This is a genomic window from bacterium, assembly GCA_004299235.1.
In the GTDB taxonomy this organism is placed as follows: Bacteria; Chloroflexota; Dormibacteria; order Dormibacterales; family Dormibacteraceae; genus SCQL01.
The window spans coordinates 1-22,220 of the sequence record SCQL01000001.1; the positions used below are offsets into that span (position 1 = coordinate 1).

General features: G+C 65.9%; 24 protein-coding genes and 1 tRNA gene. 13 read left to right on the top strand and 12 right to left on the bottom strand.

The genetic code is table 11. The annotated features are described in order from the left end of the window. Positions 1 to 210: 210 nt before the first annotated feature. The 6 genes from EPN29_00005 (at position 211) to groL (ending at position 5,645) form a co-directional block, all read left to right on the top strand. Entirely contained in the window at positions 211 to 564 is a 354-nt protein-coding gene (locus EPN29_00005; GenBank protein ID TAN35050.1) for a LuxR family transcriptional regulator, read from the top strand. A gap of 17 nt (positions 565 to 581) precedes the next feature. After that, the gene (locus EPN29_00010; GenBank protein ID TAN35051.1) at positions 582 to 1,340 is read left to right on the top strand and encodes an ABC transporter ATP-binding protein; all 759 of its coding nucleotides are present in this window, start codon (positions 582 to 584) and stop codon (positions 1,338 to 1,340) included. Further along, positions 1,337 to 2,302, top strand: a complete 966-nt coding sequence (locus EPN29_00015) for a hypothetical protein (GenBank protein TAN35052.1) — start codon at positions 1,337 to 1,339, stop codon at positions 2,300 to 2,302. The genes EPN29_00010 and EPN29_00015 overlap by 4 nt, the downstream gene beginning before the upstream one ends. 512 nt (positions 2,303 to 2,814) lie before the next feature. After that, complete coding sequence (locus EPN29_00020) at positions 2,815 to 3,294, top strand: Hsp20/alpha crystallin family protein (protein TAN35053.1); 480 nt, start codon at positions 2,815 to 2,817, stop codon at positions 3,292 to 3,294. Positions 3,295 to 3,686: 392 nt separating this feature from the next. Further along, positions 3,687 to 4,004: a co-chaperone GroES gene (locus EPN29_00025; GenBank protein TAN35054.1), complete on the top strand. Its 318-nt coding sequence runs from the start codon at positions 3,687 to 3,689 to the stop codon at positions 4,002 to 4,004. Positions 4,005 to 4,025: 21 nt separating this feature from the next. Then, positions 4,026 to 5,645: a chaperonin GroEL gene (gene groL, locus EPN29_00030; GenBank protein TAN35055.1), complete on the top strand. Its 1,620-nt coding sequence runs from the start codon at positions 4,026 to 4,028 to the stop codon at positions 5,643 to 5,645. A 112-nt stretch (positions 5,646 to 5,757) separates the two neighbouring features. Here groL and EPN29_00035 read toward each other — a convergent pair whose 3' ends face one another. Continuing rightward, entirely contained in the window at positions 5,758 to 6,189 is a 432-nt protein-coding gene (locus tag EPN29_00035; protein TAN35056.1) for a hypothetical protein, read from the bottom strand. Positions 6,190 to 6,339: 150 nt separating this feature from the next. On the opposite strand from EPN29_00035, the gene EPN29_00040 reads away from it, so the two are divergent. Next, the gene (locus EPN29_00040) at positions 6,340 to 6,633 is read left to right on the top strand and encodes a helix-turn-helix domain-containing protein (protein ID TAN35057.1); all 294 of its coding nucleotides are present in this window, start codon (positions 6,340 to 6,342) and stop codon (positions 6,631 to 6,633) included. Positions 6,634 to 7,429: 796 nt separating this feature from the next. On the opposite strand, the gene EPN29_00045 is transcribed toward EPN29_00040, so the two are convergent. From EPN29_00045 to msrB, 9 genes are all read right to left on the bottom strand, one after another. Next, positions 7,430 to 8,563: a HAMP domain-containing histidine kinase gene (locus tag EPN29_00045; protein TAN35058.1), complete on the bottom strand. Its 1,134-nt coding sequence runs from the start codon at positions 8,561 to 8,563 to the stop codon at positions 7,430 to 7,432. After that, positions 8,560 to 9,261 (bottom strand): response regulator transcription factor, encoded by a 702-nt coding sequence (locus tag EPN29_00050; protein ID TAN35059.1) that lies wholly within the window; start codon positions 9,259 to 9,261, stop codon positions 8,560 to 8,562. Before EPN29_00050 ends, EPN29_00045 begins: the two co-directional genes overlap by 4 nt. 53 nt (positions 9,262 to 9,314) lie before the next feature. Then, positions 9,315 to 9,737 carry a hypothetical protein gene (locus tag EPN29_00055; GenBank protein TAN35060.1) on the bottom strand — a complete coding sequence of 141 codons (423 nt, stop codon included), beginning with the start codon at positions 9,735 to 9,737 and terminating at the stop codon, positions 9,315 to 9,317. A gap of 121 nt (positions 9,738 to 9,858) precedes the next feature. Then, on the bottom strand, positions 9,859 to 10,686 hold the full coding sequence (locus tag EPN29_00060; GenBank protein ID TAN35061.1) for an SDR family NAD(P)-dependent oxidoreductase: 828 nt from the start codon (positions 10,684 to 10,686) through the stop codon (positions 9,859 to 9,861). A gap of 3 nt (positions 10,687 to 10,689) precedes the next feature. Beyond that, complete coding sequence (locus tag EPN29_00065; protein ID TAN35062.1) at positions 10,690 to 11,181, bottom strand: hypothetical protein; 492 nt, start codon at positions 11,179 to 11,181, stop codon at positions 10,690 to 10,692. A 14-nt stretch (positions 11,182 to 11,195) separates the two neighbouring features. Continuing rightward, a complete protein-coding gene (locus EPN29_00070; GenBank protein ID TAN35063.1) occupies positions 11,196 to 12,053 on the bottom strand; it encodes an LLM class flavin-dependent oxidoreductase in 858 nt (285 codons plus the stop codon). 18 nt (positions 12,054 to 12,071) lie between these two features. After that, the gene (locus tag EPN29_00075) at positions 12,072 to 12,770 is read right to left on the bottom strand and encodes an ABC transporter ATP-binding protein (GenBank protein ID TAN35064.1); all 699 of its coding nucleotides are present in this window, start codon (positions 12,768 to 12,770) and stop codon (positions 12,072 to 12,074) included. Then, positions 12,771 to 13,970, bottom strand: coding sequence for an ABC transporter permease (locus tag EPN29_00080; GenBank protein ID TAN35065.1), 1,200 nt, complete (start codon positions 13,968 to 13,970; stop codon positions 12,771 to 12,773). Positions 13,971 to 14,055: 85 nt separating this feature from the next. Next, complete coding sequence (gene msrB, locus EPN29_00085; GenBank protein TAN35066.1) at positions 14,056 to 14,460, bottom strand: peptide-methionine (R)-S-oxide reductase; 405 nt, start codon at positions 14,458 to 14,460, stop codon at positions 14,056 to 14,058. Positions 14,461 to 14,498: 38 nt separating this feature from the next. On the opposite strand from msrB, the gene EPN29_00090 reads away from it, so the two are divergent. Together EPN29_00090 and EPN29_00095 are read left to right on the top strand one after the other, a co-directional pair. Next, entirely contained in the window at positions 14,499 to 15,362 is an 864-nt protein-coding gene (locus EPN29_00090; protein TAN35067.1) for a TIGR03560 family F420-dependent LLM class oxidoreductase, read from the top strand. 87 nt (positions 15,363 to 15,449) lie between these two features. Continuing rightward, positions 15,450 to 15,668 carry a dodecin domain-containing protein gene (locus EPN29_00095; GenBank protein TAN35068.1) on the top strand — a complete coding sequence of 73 codons (219 nt, stop codon included), beginning with the start codon at positions 15,450 to 15,452 and terminating at the stop codon, positions 15,666 to 15,668. Between the two features lie 89 nt (positions 15,669 to 15,757). On the opposite strand, the gene EPN29_00100 is transcribed toward EPN29_00095, so the two are convergent. After that, complete coding sequence (locus tag EPN29_00100; GenBank protein TAN35069.1) at positions 15,758 to 16,342, bottom strand: isochorismatase family protein; 585 nt, start codon at positions 16,340 to 16,342, stop codon at positions 15,758 to 15,760. 38 nt (positions 16,343 to 16,380) lie between these two features. On the opposite strand from EPN29_00100, the gene EPN29_00105 reads away from it, so the two are divergent. The 4 genes from EPN29_00105 (at position 16,381) to EPN29_00120 (ending at position 20,764) form a co-directional block, all read left to right on the top strand. Continuing rightward, positions 16,381 to 17,556, top strand: coding sequence for an acetyl-CoA C-acetyltransferase (locus tag EPN29_00105; GenBank protein ID TAN35143.1), 1,176 nt, complete (start codon positions 16,381 to 16,383; stop codon positions 17,554 to 17,556). Continuing rightward, positions 17,553 to 19,490 (top strand): S9 family peptidase, encoded by a 1,938-nt coding sequence (locus EPN29_00110; GenBank protein TAN35070.1) that lies wholly within the window; start codon positions 17,553 to 17,555, stop codon positions 19,488 to 19,490. Before EPN29_00105 ends, EPN29_00110 begins: the two co-directional genes overlap by 4 nt. 54 nt (positions 19,491 to 19,544) lie before the next feature. Continuing rightward, positions 19,545 to 19,630, top strand: a tRNA-Leu gene (locus EPN29_00115). A gap of 81 nt (positions 19,631 to 19,711) precedes the next feature. Next, complete coding sequence (locus EPN29_00120) at positions 19,712 to 20,764, top strand: serine/threonine protein kinase (protein TAN35071.1); 1,053 nt, start codon at positions 19,712 to 19,714, stop codon at positions 20,762 to 20,764. Between the two features lie 43 nt (positions 20,765 to 20,807). Here EPN29_00120 and EPN29_00125 read toward each other — a convergent pair whose 3' ends face one another. Then, on the bottom strand, positions 20,808 to 22,190 hold the full coding sequence (locus EPN29_00125) for a hypothetical protein (protein ID TAN35072.1): 1,383 nt from the start codon (positions 22,188 to 22,190) through the stop codon (positions 20,808 to 20,810). Positions 22,191 to 22,220: the final 30 nt, after the last annotated feature.

Sequence of the window (22,220 nt, forward strand, 5' to 3'; positions counted from 1 at the left end):
GGTACAAGTGTTTTGCTGGCAACGAGTTCTAGAACATCAACGCGGTGGAGGTTGATCTCTATGCGACGACTCTGTATTCGGTCCCGCTTGAAAAAGGCGCTCTTGATGCCGGCCCAGTGCTGATCCGGGGAGGCAGACTCGACGGGCAAGGACGTGTCGCATTCGAAGAACCGATAGCCTTTCCCGACGCCGACTTCCTAACCGCAGGCGATGCGCCGCCTGAATCGCCGAGCACAATTGTCAAGGTGTGCGACGATGCGTTGCCTTTCTAGGATGGCTTCCGTGATTGAACTCGATAGCGACCGACGTAGCCTGAACGATATTGCTCCGCATGTTCAATCGAAGGCGGAGATCTACTTCACGCGACGTGAAGCTCAGGTCGTTGCCCTGGTTGCGCAAGACAAGAGCAACAAGGAAATCGCCACCCGTCTCGGCCTATCCGTTAGGACCGTCTCCTCTCATCTCGGCCGAGTCTTCCTCCGGAACCGATTCCATACACGGACTGAGGCTGCGCTTGCCTGGGCCAAGCGGCCGCCACGCCAGCCTGACAGTGCCATCGGCTAAGGCTTAGCGTGCAGAGGATGAGCTCCATGCCGGTGGTTCTGGGAAAGGGGTTGTCAAAGCAATACGGACGAATCCACGCCCTCGAGAATTGCGACTTCTCGATTCCGGAAGGCTCCTTCACTGCACTCGTCGGGGCTAACGGAGCCGGCAAGTCCACGTTGCTTCTCACGCTAGTGGGGCTTCTTGCGCCGAGTGCCGGTGAGGTGACGGTCTTTGGTTTGATTCCCCACCGACAGCGCCGCGAGACCATCGAGAACATCGGATTCGTAGCCCAGGATCGGCCCCTATACCGAAGCCTAAGCGTTCGGGCGACGCTCACGATGGGCAAACGGCTCAATCCTCGATGGATGAGCGACCTGGCGACTGAACGCCTGGCGCGGTTGGGAATCCCTCTGGATCGAGAGGTCGGCCGGCTTTCCGGGGGCCAGCAAGCGCAGGTGGCGCTCTCGCTTGCCTTGGGCAAGCAGCCGCGCCTTCTCATCCTCGATGAGCCCATGGCGAGCCTCGATCCACTGGCGCGCCAACTCTTTCTCGATGAGCTGATCGGTATATCGCGCTCGTTGGCAGTGACGCTCATTCTCTCGTCGCATGTCTTGGCTGAGCTCGCGCGGGTCTGCGACCACGTAGTGATTCTGCAGGCTGGACGTGTCAAAGCATGCGGGACGGCCGAATCAATCGTCGCCACCGCTCCGGGGCGGCGGCATCCGCTGGCTGGTCGATTGACCGAGCTCGAAAATTCGGTGCTCGAGTACTTGAGACACGAGACAGTCGTATGACGTGGCTTCTGACGCATCTGTATCGCAGGTCGATCATTTTCTGGGTGGCGCTGGCCATGGTCATCTCGGCTCTGCTCATCGGGGCCTATTGGTTCATGGCCGATTCCATGTCGCACCCCGACGTTCAGCAATGCCTGAAGGTGCTCTCCGCGTTCGACCCGTCCTCACAAAGAGAAGGCGCCCCGCGGGCAGGCGGGGCCTGTTCGCCAGATGCCCTGTCGGTCCTTGATGAGTTCCGCGCTTTCGAGAGTGCGATCTCAGCAGTCCTGATCGCAATACCGCTTGCATTGGGCATGTTCCTGGGAGCGCCGTTGATCGGACGGGAATTAGAGAACGGAACGCATCGTCTAATCTGGGTGCAGTCGGTGACGCCAGTGCGCTGGATCATGGCCCGGATGGCGCTCGGTGTCACATTCGCGGGTGTATTACTGCTGCTTGTTTCCGGCGCCACACTTCCATGGCTGGCGCTCAGCGCAGTTGTTTGGCAGCACTCGCCCTGGCCCGGATTCGATATGCATGTGACCGTACTGTTGGCCTACGGCCTATTCGCCGTGGCGCTCGGTATAGCCGCCGCCACCGTGTCGGGAAGAACGGTCGTGGCCATGGCGGTGACCGTTTGCGTGTGGGCTGGAGTACGTGCTGCCTTCGAGATAATCCTGAGGCCGAACCTGATCCCACCTCTGATCGACAAGGGCGTCACGGCTGGCACGGCTGGCACCAACTGGTTTCTCGGAGTGACGTATATCGATAGTTCGGGCCACATCGTCAGTTGGGACCGCGTTAATGCCCTGCTGGCGTCGGGATCGCTCCAGAACTACGGCATCTCATTGGCGGGCATCGTTCAGCCCGCAGACAGGTTCTGGGCCTTTCAGTTGATCGAATCCGGTTTCTACATCGTGATGGCGGCCGTATGCGCGGGAATAGCCATTCAGTGGGTGAGGTTGAGGCTGGCGCGGCCCTAGCTGGCGCAAGTCGCGCTCAAATGCGGCGCAACGACCGGCTGACCGCGGCGCACACAGCTCAATCGCGAGTTTGTCCGTGAGCAGGTGGGCGGGCACCTCCAACCGGGCTGTGAGCCGGTTCGATGATTGGATGGGCATGCGGCACGCGTCGATGGCCAGGAGCAGCCGCTCCAGTCGAAGCTTTTGCCCTGCTTCTGCCCTCCTAGAAGCCGATAACTGAATTCGACCCGAGCCTTGTACCTGGGACCTCAAGGCCCGTCTCCCGCTCCAGCTGTTCCTACGAGATAGCAGTCGGCTGATGTGCCGCCGTGCTGCGCTGCATCGACATCGGGCCGCTCGCGATCGGGGTGGACCTTATTCATGCCTCAGAAATACTGAGCCCGGCATTAGAAAACCAGCAGCATTCCCGGCGTGCAGTGGCGAGTTCTGAAGACCGGTGTTTGAGACTGGCTACAGAAGGGTAGGAACCTGTAACTACAGTTCACATCTAATCCTACATCAGAGGTGTATTGATGATGACAGCAACACGAATGCTGGTGCCTGGCTCCAACCTTGTGACCGGTGCCAGCCCAATCGACCGCTTGTTCGAGCAATTCTTTGGCTATGGAGTCGCGAGTCATGAGGACGGCACTCCGACTTACGCTCTGCCTGTCGACATCCTGGAGACTGAAGACGCCTACGAGCTTCACGCCACCGTCGCGGGCGTTCCGCAGGACGATGTACAGGTGACGTTCGAGGTCGGCATGCTCAGCATCGCAGTGAAGGCGGTACCGTTTGAGATCCAGGGCAAGTTCATTCGTCAGGAGCGGCCATGGGGCAACTGGAGCCGCCAGCTGGAGCTGCCCAAGGAGATCGACTCCGCGAACATCGCCGCTCAATTTGAGAACGGTGTTCTGACGGTTCGTGTGCCTAAGGCGGCGAAGGTCGAGCCGGTGCGGATCGCGATCAGCGGAGCCGCCAAGGCGAGCCCACTTCCAAAGGGCCGCGGCTAAACGAGACCGATTCTCGACACGTGATACGGGAGCAATCCGAGAAGACATAAATTTGTTATCGGCGCCGCTAGAAGGTGACCCGAGGGGAAAGCCTAAGTCGTCCTGATGGTGATCGGAAAAGGGAAGCGCAGTATGAGCAATAGGATCTTGTTGGACAGGGAAACGGTCGACCGGATGATCCTGATCGGAATGGATGTGGACAGGTACCAAACACAGGTCATACCGGACCTACAGCAGAGGGTTGCACAGCTAACGCGTGCGCTGAAAGACCTCGTAGGAGCTGTCGGAGACGCGAGACAGGACCCAGCTCTTGCGAGTCACGTGGAAGGCGCGTCTTCTAGAGCGCAGCAGGTCCTCGAAGCCGGCCTTCTGCACACAAAGGGAGGGCAGTTGTGAATCTAAGGCCACTGGGCGATCGAGTAGTCCTGAAACCAGTCGATCGAGAAGAGATGACCAAGAGTGGGATCGTTATTCCCGACACCGCGAAAGAGAAACCACAAGAAGGGATCGTCGAGGCTGTCGGCACCGGCAGGATCCTGGACACCGGTCAGAGGGTTCCTATGGAACTGAAGGTCGGCGACAAGGTGCTCTATTCGAAGTATGCGGGCAGCGAGTTCAAGCCTGACGACGTCGAATACCTGATCGTTTCCGAGAAGGATGTCCTTGCGGTCGTCGCTACGCCGTCAAGCCGAAGAAGTAAGACCAAATAACCGTGAGGAGTAGCGAATCAGATGGCTAAGACCGTCCACTTCGACGTTGAGGCCCGGCAGGGCCTCAAGAAAGGCATCGACATCATCGCCCACTCGGTGCGAATCACTCTCGGCCCCAAGGGCCGTAACGTAGTCCTCGAGAAGAAGTACGGCGCTCCGACCGTCACCAACGATGGGGTGACGATCGTCCGTGAGATCGAGCTCAAAGACCCTTGGGAGAACACAGGCGCGCAGCTTCTTCGCGAGGTCGCCACCAAGACCAACGACGTCGCCGGAGACGGCACAACTACGGCCACCATCCTGGCCCAGACCATGATCGGTGAGGGCTTCCGTAACGTTGCCTCGGGCGCCAACCCGATACAGCTGAAGCTGGGCATCGAGAAGGCGGTTGAGGCAGTCGTGGCAGAGATCAAGCGGATGTCCGTTCCCGTGAAGGACCACGCGGACGTGGCCCACATCGCCACCATCTCATCGCAGGACGAGAAGATCGGCGAGCTCATCGCGGACGCCATGGACAAGGTCGGGAAGGACGGAGTGATCACGGTCGAGGACAACCAGGCAATCGCAACCGAACTCGAGGTCGTCGAGGGCATGCAGTTTGACCGCGGCTACACCTCGGCTTACATGGTCACCAACCCGGATCGGATGGAGGCAGTTCTCGAGGAGCCGTTTGTTCTGATCACCGACCGTAAGATCTCGGCCATCTCTGACCTGCTCCCCGTGCTGGAGAAAGTTGTCCAGCAGGGCAAACCGCTCCTGATCGTAGCCGAGGACGTTGAGGGTGAAGCGCTGGCGACTCTGATCGTCAACAAGCTGCGCGGCACTTTCACCGCCGTCGCGGTCAAGGCGCCGGGCTTCGGCGACCGGCGCAAGGCGATGCTCGAAGACATGGCCATCCTGACCGGTGGCAATGTCATTAGCGAGGACATGGGCCTCAAGCTCGACGAGACGAAGATCGAGCAGCTGGGCAAGGCTCGGCGGGTGACCGTCAACAAAGACGACACGACGATCGTGGAAGGTGCGGGCAACTCGGAGGCCATCCAGGGCCGGATCAAGGCGCTCAAAGCCCAGATCGAAGAGACCACCTCCGACTATGACAAGGAGAAGCTGCAGGAGCGGATGGCCAAGTTGGCCGGTGGCGTCGCGGTTATAAAGGTCGGCGCGCCCACAGAGGTCGAGCAGAAGGAGAAGAAGCACCGGATCGAAGACGCGCTCAGCGCCACCAAAGCCGGTGTCGAGGAGGGCATGGTCGCGGGCGGCGGCGTCGTGCTGTTACAAGCCCAGAAGGTGCTCGACAGCGGGCTCGGTCTCGACTCTGATGAGAAGACGGGCGTCGCAATCGTCCGCAAGGCCCTCGAGGAGCCGCTGCGGCAGATTGCCGCGAACGCGGGCGTGGAGGGCTCGGTGATTGTCGAGCAGGTTCGCAAGGGCAAGCCAGGGCACGGCTACGACGCCTTGAACAACAAGTTCGCCGACATGTTCGCCGCCGGCATCGTCGACCCCGCCAAGGTCACCCGCTCAGCGCTCCAGAACGCCGCCTCGGTCGCGGCCATGGTCCTTACGACCCAAGCCGTCATCACCGAGATTCCGGAGAAGAGCGGCAACGGAATGCGCGGCGGCATGTCTCCCGACATGATGTAAGCAAGGCGCAGTCAGGACGGGGATACCGGCGAGTAGGCTCACTGAAGACGCCACCCCAAGAGGAACAAAAAGGACCCGGCCCCCGACAGGGCCGGGTCCAAAACGTCGGCCGTTATAGAGCGGCCGGCGCAGGGATGAGACCGAGCTGGCTCATCTGGTCGAGCTGATCGAAGTAGATGCGAGCCTCAGCAATCTTTCCGTTCTCGACCTTGAGGATCTGGACTCCATAGCCCTTCACCTTCTTGTAGGTCGCGGGGATGGGGCCGTTTGGGCCCTCGAGGGGAGCGGTGTGTGTGCCCTCCATGGCGACTTCCTGGACGACCCAGGGGCCGCTGGTGAGCTCGGTCCGCACCGTCATCTTGCCGTCAGGGAACGCCTTCAGCCAGGTCATGGCGTATGCGGTGGCGTCCTTGGCGTTGGTGGCCTTGAATCCGCCCGGCGCATTGAACTTGATGTCGTCGGAGTGCAGCTCGTGCAGCGCTTTCTCGTCGTGGGCGTTGAATGCGGCTACGAAACGGGCGGTCGTGTCTTTGGATTCAGGCATTGCGTCTCCTCCTAAGGAGTACCGCGAAGCGGAGGGCCAAGAAGGCTACTGCCATCGTCAGGCCGGCAACCGCGAGGACTGTTACAGCCCCCGACTCAGTCCAGAACATTGCCACTGTAACAGAAAATGGTTGCGAGCTCGTGCTAATATTTGGCGATCGATCGTCCACGCTTGCTATCCGTCGCCGAGGCTGCTTCCGAGCTCAACGCATCGGAGGCTTACGTGCGCCGGCTGCTGCTGAGGCAGCGACTGTACGGAATCAAAGTCGGAAACGTGTGGGCCATTCTTCCCAACGACCTGGAAGCCTTCAGGCGCACGCGCCGCCCTCCTGGTCGGCCGCCCAAGCTCCTGGTTATTGCCGTTGACAAGGCGTCGAGCACACGCATCGCCCGGGAGCGGAAGCGCGCCGGAACGAATCGACTGCTCAGAAAGCTACGACGGTAGCCGTAGGATTCCGCGTCCGCCACCCGCGCGATCGCACTCGATGCGGGGCTGATTGTGGACGAAACATCACAAGCTCGGAGTTAGTCGGGCCGCTCGGCACTTCCGCCAATTTCAGCTCAAAGATGTAACGGGCTGGGGAGCGGTCCGCTGTAGCCACCATACACCTCAATTGGTCGGTGTGCGGAGTACACAAGAACTCTTGCCGAGGGCGGCGGAATGCCGCTGGGGATGCCAGCGAGTAGCCCCCGGCCAGGCTCGTTGACCACGTCAACCCAATGTCGCGATCGCCTACCCCAAACCTTTTGAGTAGCCAGGCTACGAAAAAAAGATGCGTGAGCAGAACCGTTGGGATTGGAGTACTGTGATCAGTGGCCCCGAGGGACACGGTCAACGGAGTCGGAGTTGGTCGCAAGGCCGGTTCCGAAGCCGGAGAGGCGGTCCGTTGGGGTCACTTCTTTTCCGGGGCGACATGCCGGTTTCGCAGCTTGGCATTGCATGACCAGGGCCAGGCCGAGTAGCTGCATCTCGGCGACGTAGAGGTGACCTCAGCCCCTCAGCTGAGTCGATAAGTGAACTGGATCGAGTGATTGGTACTCGGGGCGTCGAAGCCCGTCTCCCGCTCCAGCTTTGTCCCGCTGCACGCCAATGCAGATCTGGTCGCCGGGACTTGATACCAGGACTTGATGAGAGAAGCGGTACGCGCCAAGTGTCGAGTCGACCGTCCAGAGCCTTTCCACCCGGCGATCGTCATCGGCGCTCAGGAGGACGATCGCATCCACCCACGAAAAGGTCATGGTCAACAGGGGCGGCGAGCCCCAGGCACCTCCGGGAGCGCAAGCCTCACGGTGCTCCCATGATCGGCGGTGCTTTCCACGGCCAGAGTGCCGCCGTGGGCGGTGGTGATGTCGTGCGCGATGGCCAAGCCCAGGCCTGACCCGCTCGAGTTCGGGCCCTTGACGAAACGCTCGAACACGTGGGGCAGCAGGTCGGGCGGGATGCCCTCGCCTGTGTCGGTCACCGTGATGACCACCTGATCGTCCGCCGAGCTGACCGCGACTTTGACCGATCCGCCCGACGGGGTGTGGCGGATCGCGTTGGAGAGCAGGTTGCCGATCACGCTCCGGATGCGGGCTGGGTCGACCTCGACCGTTGGCAGGTTGCCGGCCACCTCGGCCGCCAAGGTCACACCGGCCGTTTCCGCCTGGGCCTTGAACGATTCCACGATGTCCTGCGCGAGAGCACCCAGGTCGGTCGACTCTTGGTTCAGCACCAGGTTCCCCGCGTCGGTGAGCACCAGCGTGCGCAGGTCCTCGACCAAACGACTCAGCGTCTCCGTCGCGTCCAGGATCGGCGCCACGTGGGCTGCGTCGCCCGGGTAGACGCCGTCCGCTATCGCCTCCGCCTGCCCCCGAATCACGGACAGCGGCGTCCGCAGCTCGTGCGCCACATCCGCCAGGAAGCTCCGGCGCTGCTCATCGCTCGTCTTCAGGCGCGCCGACATCGCGTTGAACGCCCTCGCCACCGAGCGCAGGTCCCCCGGTCCGTGTTCGCGGACCTCCGCCGAGTAGTCGCCCGCCTCGATCCGCCGCGCCGCCTCGATCAGGTCGTCCATCGGACGCGTCATCCGCCGCATGCCGCCCGCGCCGGCCGCAACCACGACGGCCGCGAAAGCGGTCGCCAGCAGCGCGACGGGCAGCAGGCCCAGCCGGGCGACCATGCCTCCCGCGGCCGCGCCCGCCAGCGCCGTCACCGCCAGGACCGCGAGGAACAGGCATCCGATCCGCCGCACGAAAGCCGGCGGGCGGCGCCGGCCCCAGCGCCGTGCCGGCGGGAACGGCTCGCCCTCCGGCCACCACGGCGGCCGGCGCGGGGGCGCCGGACCGTAATCCGCCCAACCCCGCCATCGCCCCCGTCCGCCCCCAGCCCTCATCTTTCGGGCGGCTCCGCGAAACGGTAGCCGACGCCGAACACCGTCAGTACATATCGGGGCGCGGGTGGCTCCGGCTCGATCTTCCGCCGGATGTTCTTGATGTGAGCGTCGATCGCCCGCTCGTACGACTCGAACGCGACCCCTCGCACGGCGTCCAGCAGCTGCGCCCGCGTGAACACCCGGCCCGGTTGCCGCGCCATCGTCGCCACCAGCTGGAACTCGGTCTTGGTCAGGTCCACTCTCCGCCCGCCGAACCGCGCCTCCATCCGTGGCACGTCCAGCTCGACAGCCGAGCCGACGCGAATGACGTCCGAGGGTGAACGCAGACCTTCCGCCCGCCGCAGCACCGCCCGCACCCGCGCCACCAGCTCCTTGGGGCTGAACGGCTTGGTCAGGTAGTCGTCCGCGCCGAGCTCCAGGCCCACCAGCTTGTCCGACTCCTCGGTCCGCGCCGTGAGCATGATGATCGGCACCTCGCCATCGCGCCGCAGCGCGCGTGCGACGTCCAATCCGTCCAGGCCGGGCAGGCCCAGGTCGAGGACGACCAGGTCGGGCCGGCCGGTGCGCGCCGACCGCAGAGCCGAAAGCCCGTCCGAGGCCACGAGCACCGTGAATCCACCGTGCTCGAGGTAGTCGCGGACCAGCTGGACGATGCGCGGCTCGTCGTCCACGACCAGGATGGTCGCCACGTTGAGCATCCTAGTTACAGCGAAGTGGGGGCGGGCGAGGCGCCCACCCGCACCTCGGCGGCTCACACCGTGCGCTGGTCAGGCGGCGGCGGTGGCGGAGTCGAGCCGGGAGGCTGCTCGCCATGCGCTCGCTTGTGCCACTCCTGCAACCGCTCCTCGATCCCTAGCGGCACGGCGCCATAGCCGTGGTGGCCCATGCCGCGCCCGTAGCCCCAGCCGCCGCCCCAGAACATGCGGCCGAAGAACGCCCGGCGCGCGACCCAGAACAGGATGAACAGGATGAGCAGCGCCCAGAACAGGCCGAACAGGCCGAAGCCCCAGAAATGCGGGCCGTAGCCGTAGTAGTAATACGGCGCCGCCGCCGCACCGGCCGGCACCTGGGTCGCCACGCCCTCCGACCAGCCCGCCTGGTAGGCGATCACGCCGACGATCGCGAGCAGGATGCCCGTCAGCACCAGCCCGATCCAACCGAAACCGCGTCTCATCGTCGCACCACTCCTTGAACGAAAAGTTGCCTGATGCCTCTCATCCTTCCGGCAACTTGTGAGGGCGGTGTGAAGAAATCGCGAGCGTGGGGTGGAGGTTGGGCCGCGCCCGGGCTGCGTGCTAGAAGCCGTGCTCCAGCTCCACCAGCTCTTCGGTGCGGCGCCACAAGGTGCTCTGCGCTTCCACGTCCTGCGTCGTCTTCGGCGGGTCGATCCGTCGCGTGCCCTTGAAGAACCAGCCCGTCGTCCCCGCGTGCGCCGGTGAGGTCGCGAGCTCTGCGAGGTCCTGCGCGGCGCGCTCCGGCGGTCGCGAGATGAGTCTCGACAGGATGCGCATCGGCCGCCGCGCCTCGCGCATCAGCTCGGAGCGCACCGGGCCCGGATGGAACGCGTTGGCGCGCACGTCCCACCGCTTCGCCCGCCGCGCCAGCTCGAACGAGAACATGAGACCGGCGGCCTTGGTCGCGCCAAAGGTGTGCAGCGCGTTGAACTCCATCCTGGAAAACAGCCTATGCATGTCGACGGGCGTCGTCGAAGGCGCCGCCACCGTGATCACCCGCCCGCCGCCCGCGAGCCGGTCGCGCAGCAGGTTGGTGAGCAGGAAGGGCCCGAAGTAGTTGGTGGCGAGCATGAGCTCGAACCCCTCGGCGGTCTTCCGATACGCAGGAGAAAAGATGGCCGCGACATTCAGCAGCGCATCGATGCGGCCGACCGCCCGGCTGAGAGCCCGCGCCGCCGCGCGCACCGACGACAGCGACGACAGGTCGACCGCCACGCTCGAGATGCGGTTGTCCGCGCCGCCCAGCCGCGAGACAGCCTGCTCCAGGCGGTCGGACGGGCGCGCCATCAGCACCACACGCGCGCCACGGCGGGCCAGCACCGCTGCGGTCGCCGATCCGATCGCGCCGGTCGCCCCGCTGACGACGACCACCCGATTCAGTGCCGCCATGCGCTAAAGCTCTGTGAGCATGATCTCGGCCTGGCAGCAGAACACCCCGAGGTCGGGCGACCACCGGAGGATGAGCGGTGGGGTTGCGGTGCTCACGCGAAAGCACACATTCAGCGGCCCGAACCTCGCGCCGTTGCTGAACTCGTGGCGGGCCCACGTGGCGCAGCCGGGCGGGCCGGTGATCAGGCCGGAGACATGGTGATTCGAGTCCACGAGCTGCAGGTCTTCGGGAGAGGCGTGCGTGGCGTCGCTCGAATTGCGAAAGGTGACCTGCATGCTCACGACAGCACCGACGACGTTGACGTTCGACACCCACAGCGTGTAGCCCTGCACGTTGGCGCAGGGAGCGGGCGCGCACGCCGCCACCGGGGTCGGACCGCTGCGGGTCGAGCTTTGCAGAGGCACATGGAGCGCTTGAAAGGCGAGCACCGCCACGATTGCCGCCACGACCAGGCCGGCGACCGTCGCGCCGTATGTCAGCCAGCGCCGGCTCATGGATGAGCGCCCGGCTACAGCACCGCCTCCGCCAGCCGCTCCGCCTGCACCACGTCTGGGGTGGTCATAAACATCAGGAGCTCGTCACAGCCGGTCTCCTCGTATCGGTTGACGCGCTCCTTCGCCTCCGCCGCGGTCTTGACCGTGCGCGTCCAGACCCCGGCGCCCCACTCGGCGTAGTAGTCCATGACGTTGGCGTGAGCCTCCGTGTGCGTCTCGTCGCCGATCGTGAAGTACGCCAGGGCTCGGAACTGCGGCTTGCCCGAGCGACCGGCTTCCAGCCACGCGGTATTGACGCTGTCCATCATGACCCTGAGCCCTTCCGGGGTCCCGCCGCCCTGCGTATAGCCGATTCCGTATCTGACGACGCGTGCGATCGACTGGTCCGCCCGGCCCCCGAACATCATCGGCACGGAGTGGTTGTTCACAGGCCGCGGGGTCACGGGCTTGTCCGTCCCCGGCACCTGCTCGCCGCGCCATGCCCGGTGCATGAGGTCGAGCGCCGCATCCAACCGCTTACCCCGGTCGTTGAAAGAATCTCCCGTGACGGCGTAATCGTCCGGCCGCGAGCCGACGCCCACGCCCAGGACGAAACGACCACCCGACACCTGGTCCAGCGTGGCCGCCTGTTTGGCCAGGAGCAGCGGATCGCGCGTGGGGGCGAGCAGGATGTCGGTCATCAGGCCGATCCGCTCGGTGGCGCCGGCCGCGGCCGCCAGCGCGATGAGCTCCTCGTGGCTGGGATATGCCATGCGGCCGATGGTCGCAAGCGACGAGAAGCCGAGCTCGTCGGCGCGACGGGCCAGCTCAACCAGGCGCCGCCCTTGGCGCAGGCTGTGAACCGCGTTTGGAAGTCCAAGTCCGATTTTCATGAAAGCGTTGAGCGCTGTCTAGGCTACTGGAATCGTCGCCGCCGCCTGGTCGCTTACGACCGTGCCGTCCTTGAGCCGGATCTGGCGGCTCGCCTGGCCGGCGATGTCGAGGTCATGCGTGACGATGACGACCGTGACTGAGTCCTCCTGATTGAGGCGCTTGAGCAGGTCGACCAGCTGCTGCGCCGTCTCGGTGTCGACTGCGCCGGTCGGCTCGTCCAGCAGGATGAGCGAGGGTTGATTGATCATCGCGCGGGCGATGGCGACGCGCTGGGCCTGGCCGCCCGAAAGCTCGGTCGGGCGGTGGCGTATGCGGTCGGTGAGGCCGACCCGCTCGAGCAGCTCGAGAGCGCGTAGCCGGCCGTCGCTGCCGTTCTTGACGTAGCGCAGCGGCATCATCACGTTCTCCAGGACGTCGAGCCCGGACAGCAGGTTGTATTCCTGGAAGACGAAGCCCACCTTCCGCGCGCGCACCTGCGCCCTCTGCCGGTCGCCGAGCTTGCTGGTGTCGACGCCGTCGATCACCAGCCGGCCGGCGGTGGGACGCAGCAGAAGGCCCATCAGGTCGAGCATGGTGGTCTTGCCGCTGCCGGACCGGCCGACGACGGCTAGGAACTCGCCCTTGCCGATCTCGAGCGTCACGCCGTCCAGGGCGCGGATCACCTCGGAGCCTCGCTTGTAGTGCTTGGTCAGGCTCTCGAGCTGGATGGCCGCCACCTATTCGTTCCTCAGCGCCGTGACGGGGTCGAGGCGGGCCGCGCGCCACGCGGGGAGGACGCCGGCGACCGCGCCCAGCACCGTGGCAAAACCGATCGCCAGGATCGTGAGGTTGGGCGTGATCAGGAACAGCGTCGACTGGCCAGGTGGCGTGGTCGCGTTGGCGAAGATCGTGATCCCGGCGCCGATGGCGTAGCCGACGATCCCGCCCACGAGACCGATCAGCGTCGCCTCGATCAGGAACTCGCCCATCACGTTCAAGGTCGTCGCCCCGACCGCCTTCTTGAGGCCGATCTCGCGCACCCGCTCGGCGACCGCCATGAACATGGTGTTCACGACCGAGAGGCCGCCGATGATCAGCGCCAGCAGGGCGGCGGCGGTCGTGATGGCGGTGAAGATCGCGCCGCCGGACTTGAAGCTGTTCACGATCTGGCTGGGTCTGATCGCCTTGACGCCGGGGACCTGCGCGTTGATGCGATCCGCGGTCTTGTCCAGCTCCCTGATCGGCGTCCCCGACTTGCCGTAGACATCGATGCCCTCCGCGATCTGGCTGACGTCGATCTGGCCGCGGATGGCGATGGGCAGGCTGTCCCTGAGCAGCATCTGCCCGTCGGTGATGTTGACGTAGGCGAACGTATCGGGCGCCGTGCGGGTCGGGTTGAGGATGCCCACGACCTTGAAGGTGTGGTTGACGAAGTCGGGCTTGGCGTCGGCGGGCTTGATCGGCAGGTCGATGGTGTCGCCGATCTTCTTTTTGAACTCCTTGTCGATGGTGGAGCCGAGGACGACCTCACCGCTTGAATCGGCGTCGATCGAATGCCCTTGAGCGTAGGACACCTTGAGGCCCGCCCAGGCGGCCTCGGCCGGGTCGGTGGCGACGATCGTGTCGGGCACGCCAAAGCTGACCGTCGTGATCGCGCCCGGCTTGGCCGAGAAGCCGTAGGAGGGAAATGCCGCGGCGACGCCCGGCACCTGCTTGATCTCCTCGATCTTCGAGATCGGGAGGAGCGAGGCCGATTCCCCGTCGGGCGGGCCGACCTGGATGTTGGAGCCGAAGTAGGTGACGCCGCCGTCCAGGAGCGCGTTGAAGTTTTCGGCCAGCGCCCCCATCGTCGTCAGGGCGAGGACACCGATGACGATGCCCGAGATCGTCAGAAAGCTGCGCAGCTTGTGGCGCGTGATGTTGCGGACGATCTCCATCGGGTTACGAGGATACCGTGCGCCTGCGCGCAAGCGAGGTGGGATGGCGGCCCACACGGCGCCTCCTGCCGCGCCAGCCTTCACGCTAGCGGGGAGGAGTGGGCTCGAGCTTGATCGACGCCGAGTTGATGCAGTAGCGCAGGCCCGTCGGCTCGGGGCCGTCGTCGAAGACGTGGCCGAGATGGCCGCCGCAGTTGGCGCATGTGACCTCGGTGCGGATCATGAGGTGGCTCTCGTCGCGGTGCTCGTCGATGGGCGCGTCATCGGCCGGGGCGTAAAAGCTCGGCCAGCCGCAGTGGGCGTCGAACTTGGTCTCCGATCCGAAGAGCTTGGCGCCGCAGCCGGCGCAGAGGTACACGCCCGGCGCGTGTGTGTCCCAGTACTCGCCGGTGAAGGGCCGCTCAGTGCCCTTCTCACGCAGCACGTGGTACTGCGTCGGGGTCAGCTCGCGCCTCCAATCCGCCTCGGTCTTCTTCAGCTTTGGATCCATCGCCACTATTCTTACCACCGGATGGGGGCTGACTCGCCATGACGCATCCACTCAGGTTCGGGCTGAAGCTGTCAGGGCAGGTCTGCACCATCGAAGCCCTGCGCACGGTTTGGCGCATCGCCGACGAGGCCGGCTTCGACCACGTCTGGGACTTCGACCATCTCGCGTCGATCGGCGACGGCGGCCCCGACCGGCCCATCTACGAAGGCTGGACGCTGCAGGCCGCGATGGCCGAGGCGACCAAGCGCGTGCGCATCGGCTGCCTGGTCACCGGCAACACCTATCGCAACCCCGCGTTGCTGGCGAAGATGGCCGTCACCGTCGACCACCTGTCGGGCGGCCGGCTGGAGTTCGGCCTCGGCGCCGCGTGGGCGGAGATCGAGCACCAGATGTACGGCATCGAGGGCCTCGACCATCGTGTCGGCCGCCTCAGCGAATCGCTGCAGATCATCAAGTCGCTTCTCACGCAGGAGCGCACCAACTTCGACGGCCGCTACTACCACCTCAAGGATGCGATCTCCAACCCGAAGCCCATCCAAAAACCCCACCCGCCGCTCTGGATCGGGGCCTCCGGGCCGAGCACCCTGCGCCTGGTCGCGCGCCACGCCGACGTGTGGAACATCTCCGGCGACAACGGCGTCGAGTTCTTGAGCGCCCTGATCGGGAGGTTCGATGAGGCATGTGGGGCCGTCGGGCGAGATCCGGCGGAGATTCGCCGGTCGATCCAGTTCAGCTGGGACGGCAAGGAGCGCGGCCGGCTCCTGGAGCAGTCCGCCGGGTACCTGGAATTGGGGATCACGGAGCAGGTCATCTACCTCCGGGGCTCAGAACCGGACGCGCTTGCGGGCCGGGTCGCCGAGTCGCTCTCGGACCTCCGCGGCCTCGCTCGCATCCGCCCCTGACCTGCGCGAGAATAGTCCCCTCCCCATTCGGGGCAGGGTCAGGGAGTGGGGCTCGAGCCAGCACCGCGATTCATAGGAGGTGGCACCATGGCTGACAGCGTCTACCGGGTGACCGAGCTGGTGGGGACCAGCAGCCAGTCCTGGGAAGCGGCCGCCAAGAGCGCCGTCGAGACCGCGTCGAAATCCCTGCGCGACCTCCGCGTCGCCGAGGTGGTGAGGCAGGACCTGACCATCGAGGACGGCCAGGTCGCCACCTACCGGGTGCGCCTGAACGTCTCGTTCAAATACGAGGGCACACCCGCCTAGACCCCCCAAGCGAGTTGACAGCCATCCCGCTCGCTCCCTCGGTGGAGGGGGTCGGCGTCAGCGCGTGCCGCCCTCCCGCCGGGGCGCGGCTAGGGCGCCGTCGCCGCCTGCAGCTGGCAGCCGGCCGCCTTGAGCTCGTCCATCGCCTGCTGCCCGGTCGCCTCGTTGACCGCCGCGCACAGGTTGACCAGGACGCGCACCTGGAAGGCGTTCTTGCGCGCGTCGAGCGCCGTCGCTCTGACGCAGTAGTCGGTGGCGATGCCGCAAACGTCGATGTGGTCGATCCGAGCCTCCTTCAGGACATCCACGAGGTGGTGGCCGCGGGGATCGAGCCCTTCGAAGCCGGAGTAGGCGGCCGCGTGCCGGCCCTTGCTGACCACGGTCTGGATGAGCTTCTCCCTGACCAGGTTGGCGATCGGGGGGACGAACGCCGCCCCGAGGGTGCCGATGACGCAGTGAGGCGGCCAGGTGGCGTGGTAGTCCGGCTGGGGGGAGAAGTGGTCTGCCGGATCCTCGTGGTAGTCGCGCGTCGCGACGACGAACGCGTACTCGGTCTTGAAATGCCGGATGTGACGGGCGATCTGCGCCGCGACCTGCAGGCCGTTGGGCACGGGTAGGTTGCCGCCCTGGACGAAATCGGCTTGGAGGTCGATCGCCAGTAAAGCGCTTCTCATGACCGAGCTAGCCTCCTTAGACTGGCCGTATGGCAACCATGATCGTAGCGGGCGCGCGCACACCTTTCGGCAAATTCGGGGGTGCCTTCAAGGACGTTTCGGCGGCCAGCCTGGGCGCCCGCGCCATCCGAGCCGCGCTCGAGCGGGCGGGCGTCAAAGGCTCCGAGGTTGACTACGTGATCATGGGCCAGGTCCTGCAGGCCGGTGCCGGGCAGATCACCGCGCGCCAGGCGGCGATCGAGGCCGGGATCCCGCCAGAGGTGCCCGCGCTCACCATCAACAAGGTCTGCCTTTCCGGCATCAACGCCATCGCCCTGGCCGACCAGCTCATCCGCGCGGGCGAGGTGGAGGTGGTGGTCGCGGGCGGCATGGAATCGATGTCCGAGGCGCCGTACCTCGTGCCCAAGGCGCGGTTTGGCGTCCGGATGGGCAACAGCGAGATGGTCGACTCCATGGTCCACGACGGCCTGTGGTCGACGTTCACCGGGCAGCACATGGGGGAGAGCTCCGACGAGGTCAACCGCGAGCTCGAGCTGAGCCGTGAGGAGCAGGACGCGTGGGCCGCGCGCTCCCACCAGAGAGCCCAGGCGGCGTGGGACAGTGGCGCGCTCGCGGGCGAGGTGGTCGCGGTCGCGCTGCCCCAGCGTCGAGGCGATCCAGTCAAGGTCGAGCGGGACGAGGGCGTGCGACCTGGGACGACGGTGGAGTCGTTGAGCAAGCTGGCGCCCGCCTTCAAGCGGGAGGGCACCATCACTGCCGGCAACGCGTCACAGATCTCTGACGGGGCGGCGGCGGTGGTCGTCATGTCGGAGGAGCGAGCCCGCAGGCTGGAGGTCGAGCCGCTCGCCGAGGTGGTGGCGCACGGGATGAGCGCCGACCGCTACGCGTGGCTGCACACCGTGCCCGCACTGGCGCTCAGCCACGCGCTCAAGAAGGCCGGTCTCGAAGTCGATGAGCTGGACCTGGTCGAGATCAACGAGGCGTTTGCCGCGGTCGCGCTCAACGCGACTCGCATGCTCGAGCTCGACGAGGAGCGCGTCAACGTCAACGGCGGGGCGGTCGCGCTCGGTCACCCCATCGGCGCCAGCGGAGCGCGACTCGTGCTTACGGTCGCCCATGAGCTGAAGCGGCGCGGGCTGCGCACCGGTGCGGCGGCGCTGTGCGGCGGTGGCGGCCAGGGCGATGCGTTGATCGTCCGCCGGCCGAAGCCATGAGCGAACGCAAGGTCGCGCCGTACGGGTCCTGGGCTTCGCCCATCACTCTCGACCTCGACCTCGAGAACACGGTGAGCTATCGCAACGCGATGGTGCGATGGGACGGCGACGACCTCTACTGGACCGAGCTGCGTCCGTACGAGCAGGGACGCGTCGTCGTCGTGCGCCGCGGTGCGGACGGCGCCGTCGCCGATGTGACCCCGCCCGGCTTCAACGCGCGCACGCGCGTCCATGAGTATGGCGGTGGTCAGTTTGCGGTGAGCGGCGGCAGCGTGTGGTTCGTCAACTTCAACGACCAAAGGCTGTACCGGCAAGAGCGGGGCGGCACGCCCAAGGCGATCACGGCGCTGGTCGACGTGCGGCACGCGGACGTGGTCGTGGATGCGCGGCGCGGACGGCTCTTTGCGGTTCGCGAGGACCACACCACGGGCGCTCGCGAGGCGGTGACCTCGCTCGTGGCGGTGGACGTCAATGGGGAGCACGCCGCCGTCACGGTCGCCACCGGCAACGACTTTTACTCATCGCCCAGGCTCAGCCCGGACGGCAGACGGCTCGCATGGCTCACGTGGAACCACCCGAACATGCCATGGGACGGCACCGAGCTGTGGGTTGGAGAGCTGGACGGCGAGGGACGTGTCACGTCGTCCCGCTTCGTCGCCGGCGGCAGAGCCGAATCCATCTACCAGCCGGAGTGGTCTCCCTCGGGTGAGCTGTACTTCGTCTCGGATCGCAGCGACTGGTGGAATCTCTACCGCGCGCGGGGCGAGGGCGACGAGCCCGTCTGCCCGCGTGCCGCCGAGTTCGGGGCGCCGCAGTGGGTCTTCGGCATGACGCATTACGGATTCTTCGGCGAGGACGAGATCGTGTGCGTGTTCTCGGAGACCGGAGGGACCAAGCTCGGCCGCATCGACCTCAATGGCGGCACGTTCAAGCAGGTCGAGCTTGGGTACACGTCCCTCAACAGCCTGGTCGTGAGCGGGCGGCGGGCGGCCACGTTCGCGGCTTCGCCCACCCTCTCGGAAAGGGTCCTGGTGGTCGACCTCGACACCGGCGCCCAGGAGGTGGCGAAGGTCTCCAACTCCGCTCACGTCGACGCCGGTTATTTCAGCATCCCGCAGGCGATCGAGTTCCCAACCGAAGGGGGGCTCAGCGCGCATGCCTTCTACTACGCACCGAAGAACACGGATTTCGAGGCGCCGCCTGAAGCCAAGCCGCCGCTGATGGTGCGCTGTCATGGCGGACCGACCGGCGCCGCCGGCCCGAACTTCAACCTCGAGTATCAGTATTGGACGAGCCGAGGCTTCGCCATCGTCGACGTTAACTACGGCGGCTCGAACGGTTTCGGCCGCGCGTACCGCCTGCGCTTGAACGGTAACTGGGGCGTGGTCGACGTCGATGACTGCATCAACGCCGCCCGCCACCTGGTCGAACGGGGCCTGGTCGACGCCGATCGCGTCTCGATCACCGGCGGTTCGGCTGGTGGATACACGACGCTGCTTTCCGTGACCAAGAGGCGCTTCTACAACGCCGGCGCCAGTCACTTCGGCGTCGGCGATCTGGAAACCTTCGTCCAGGACACGCACAAGTTCGAATCGCGCTACGTGGACACGCTCGTCGGCCCGTACCCGGAGCGCGCCGACCTCTATCGGGAGCGCTCCGCGGTCAATTTCGCGGACGACCTCAGCTGCCCGGTGATCCTGTTCCAGGGCCTCGAGGACAAGATCGTGCCACCCAGCCAGGCCGCGCAATTCGTCGCCGCCTGCGTGAAGAAGAAGCTGCCCTTCGCCTACGTGGCTTTCGAAGGTGAGCAGCACGGGTTTCGCCAGGACAAGAACATCCGGCGCTCCATCGAGGGGGAGATGAGCTTCCTAGCCCAGATCTTCGGTTTCGAGACCGCCGACGAGATCGAACCGGTGAAGATCGAGAACTTCTGAGCCGGTGCTCGCCAGCCATCGTTGGGTCCGCGGCGGACTATCTTTGGCGTCGTTGTCGGCGTGGCGGAATGGCAGACGCGCCAGCCTTAGGAGCTGGTGCCCGAAAGGGCGTGGAGGTTCAAATCCTCTCGCCGACACCAGAGGTGCCCGTGGCTGCGGGGCGGCTTCCGGGTAGGCGCCCTGCACCTGATCCGGGGCCCGTGGCCTAAAGTTCAAGTTTCGTGGGACAGGAAGGTCCGCAGCGGAATGGCTCCCAGCCCAAGGTCGAGAGTAACGGCCACCAACACGTTGGCGGGTATCGCGTGCTGCGGGAGCTCGAGACCGACAGCCTCGGCTCGTTGTACGAGGCGGAGCATCCGCGACTGCGGCGGCGCGTCGCGGTGCGAACCATCGGCGCGAGCGTCGCGCGCGATGTGAGTTTCTCGCGCCGGTTCCTGCTCCAGCTGCGCTCGTATGCGTCGCTCGAGCACGAGGCGATTCCGCGGCTGTACGAGCTGGCCTACGACGGCGGGTCTCCGTACCTGGTGACCGAGATGGTCGCCGGCCGCACGCTTGACGACGTTTTCGGAGCCGGCGATCGATACGAGCCGCTCGGCGTGATCGCCCTGCTGCGGCCGATTGCAAGCGCGCTTGACTACGCGCACTCGCGCGCGACCACTCACTGCGACGTCAAGCCGGCGAACATCCTGCTTGCGGACGACGGCCGCACGCTGCTGACGGGCTTCGGTCTCGCCACCGTCGCCTCGTTCAACACCGGTCCGGGCGCGGGCGGTCCGGGCGCGGGCGGTCCGGTCGCTCCTGACTACGTGGCGCCGGAGCGCCTGGTCGGACGCGACGTCGACGGCCGTGCCGATGTCTACTCGTTCGCCGCGATCATCTTCGAAGCGGTGACAGGGCGCCGTCCGTTCTCCTCCAAGAGCTGGATCGAAACTCTGAGCCGGCGCCTTTACGAAACCCCGCCCAGTGTGCTCGACGTCGTGCCCGACCTCCCGGCGCCGTTCGCCTCCGTGCTTCAGAACGCGATGGACCGGGATCCGGCTCGCCGGCCGGCGACCGCGGGCGCCCTGCTCGACAGCCTCGAGGGCACGATCACGTCTCCCGGCGGCGATCCCGCCCCGGTTCACTGGTTGCAGCCGGTCATGCACCGCGGCAGCATCGGGTTGAGCGCGGTGCTGGTGCTGGTGGTTGGGGCGGCTGAGATGGCGTGGCTGCTGGAGGGTTCCGGCCTATCCATCCTGATGCGGTTCACGCACCACCTGCTCGGCCAGCCCTGAGCACCGACCTCCCGCGCAGGCGATGAGCGGGGAGCGGGTTCTGTCAGCCGTGGCGGCCGTCGATCATCACGACGCCGGTGCACGTGAACAGGCGGTCGACGACGAAACCTGGATTCAGGTTTGACGGGTCCTGGCCGACCGCCGAGCCGATCTGCTGCACGATCTGCTGAGCGGGAACGTTCAATCCGAACACGGTCCCGCCCACGGCCGTGATCTCGATCAGACCGCCCCTCGCAACGAGCACCACCGAGCCCGTCCACCCGACGCCGTTGTAGGTCCCGGTGCCCGTGACGATCGCTCCCGCAAGCGTGTCGCCGGTGACCGTCAGGTTGAGATTGGAGAGGCCGTTGACCATGATCGCGCCCACCAGTTCCTTTGATGTGTAGCCGCGCCGGATCGCGCCGTTCTGGTCGATGTTGGAGGAGACGCACGGTTCCACTGCGGCCACCGCAAGGAACGGTTCCTCGCCGTCGGTCCCCAGCCCGCTGACTCCGATCACGACGATCGAGTAAATGCCGGCCGGTGCGTTGTTGACGACGACGACGATCGGTGAAGGGCCGCTGCCGGTGTACTTCTGGCCGTCAGGGGTCTCGACCCGAAGCTGCATGGCGCTGCCGGGATAGCCGAGCGCGGCTTTGACCAGGCCGCCGCCGGCGTAGCTGTACGTGTACTGATGCTGTTCGCCGTTGTGGAGGGGCGCGCCGATGAAGTCCTGCTCGGTGCCGGGCGTGGTCCCCGCGCTCGACGCATCAGACGCCGCCAGCGCGGGCCCGAACGGATCGCTGGGATCCAGCTGGATGGGGCCCGGGTTGCCGATGTTGCCCTGTGGGTCCGCCAGGGCCTGCTGGCCGGCGATGAGGTGGACGTGATTCTTGCCGTCGAAGTCCAGCTCGCCGTTGAAGAGCTTGACCAGCATCGAGCCATCGGCGTTGACGAGGATCTCGAACCTGGTGCCGCGCACGGAGGCGACGGCGGATTGCCCGGCCACCTGAAAGCTGGCGCCGGCCACCAGGCGCTGGACGTTGGTCAGCGTGCGGCCGATCTTCTGGGTGAGCCGGACGTCGTGAAGGTTGCCGGTCTTGGAGAAGTGGGCTGAGGTCAGGGTGATCTCCGTGTTGCTCGCCAGCCGCGTGAGCGTGCCGTCGGGGAGCTGGATCGACGCCCGGCCCTTGGCGTCGGTCTTGACGGAGTCGCCCGGTTGGACGAGGGCGCCGGTCGCCGCCGTCGAGTAACCGCCGCCGTCGCGCGCCACAGACGCCGCAGGCTGGAAGACCGTCAGCGTGGCCGCCGCGTTGACCGCCGCCTGGGCGACCGAGTCGAGCCAGAAAATCGCTCCGCCCACGAGCAGCGCGATGACCGTGAGCACGATGAGCAGGCGGCGGCCGCCTCGACGCTTGGGCGGCGTTCGGGCCTTTACGGCTGCCATGCTGCCCCGGAACGATACTTCAAGGATTGC